The organism is Cobetia sp. SIMBA_158, from assembly GCF_046566945.1.
GTDB classification, from domain to species: Bacteria; Pseudomonadota; Gammaproteobacteria; order Pseudomonadales; family Halomonadaceae; genus Cobetia; species Cobetia amphilecti.
In genome coordinates this window covers 1-254 of record NZ_JAWJYL010000717.1, presented here as the reverse complement: position 1 = coordinate 254, position 254 = coordinate 1, and the positions used below count along the sequence as shown (strand labels likewise).

Here is a 254-nt window from a genome sequence, read left to right as displayed (position 1 = left end):
ATACCGCGAGACCCACGCTCACCGGCTCCAGATTTATCAGCAATAAACCAGCCAGCCGGAAGGGCCGAGCGCAGAAGTGGTCCTGCAACTTTATCCGCCTCCATCCAGTCTATTAATTGTTGCCGGGAAGCTAGAGTAAGTAGTTCGCCAGTTAATAGTTTGCGCAACGTTGTTGCCATTGCTGCAGGCATCGTGGTGTCACGCTCGTCGTTTGGTATGGCTTCATTCAGCTCCGGTTCCCAACGATCAAGGCG

1 protein-coding gene is annotated in these 254 nt (G+C 53.5%); it reads right to left on the bottom strand.

The annotated features are described in order from the left end of the window. A partial coding sequence (locus R2R70_RS21695) for a serine hydrolase (protein WP_410979152.1) occupies positions 1-254 on the bottom strand: 254 nt, incomplete at both ends.